At 34.6% G+C, this 471-nt stretch carries 1 protein-coding gene; it reads right to left on the bottom strand.

The window, feature by feature from the left end; genetic code table 11:
- A partial coding sequence (locus tag AAEZ02_RS21860; RefSeq protein ID WP_351125038.1) for a DUF4007 family protein occupies window positions 1-471 on the bottom strand: 471 nt, incomplete at both ends.

The raw sequence follows: 471 nt of genomic DNA, 5'->3' as shown, positions 1-471 counted from the left end.
AATCAACAGTGCTGACTTTAGAATCTACAGTTTCAGTTTTAAAAAACTCAAGCAGGGCATAAGTAAATATTTCGATCGGCAGTTCAGGACGTTCAGCGAGGTTACTAATGTAAAAACCGCCACCGTTATCTTGTATCAAATTTAATTCAGACAAAGGTGAAATAAAATGGTCTTCATCTATGTTGATACTTTTTTTCGATGGAGTAGCTTTGAGCTTTTTACTATAGGTATTCAAAAAGCAGTCAATATCTTTCTTTATAGTAGAAATATTACCCAGCTCACTATCAACGAGTTTTTTTGCATCTTCAAAACAATCAGCGATGAGCTTTGTTTTTTCAAAATGTTGCACATTTGCGAAATTAAAAAAGTAACGGTAAGCCGTCAAATGTTCAACATTAAAATTTAACCAGAAATGAACTAACCAAATTGAGCCAGGCAGTTCTAGGTAAGGGTCTCTTCCATCCTCTAAGC

The sequence above is a fragment of the Shewanella sp. T24-MNA-CIBAN-0130 genome, assembly GCF_040310185.1.
Lineage (GTDB): Bacteria > Pseudomonadota > Gammaproteobacteria > Enterobacterales > Shewanellaceae > Shewanella > Shewanella psychromarinicola.
This window is presented reverse-complemented; position numbering and strand designations above follow the sequence as displayed.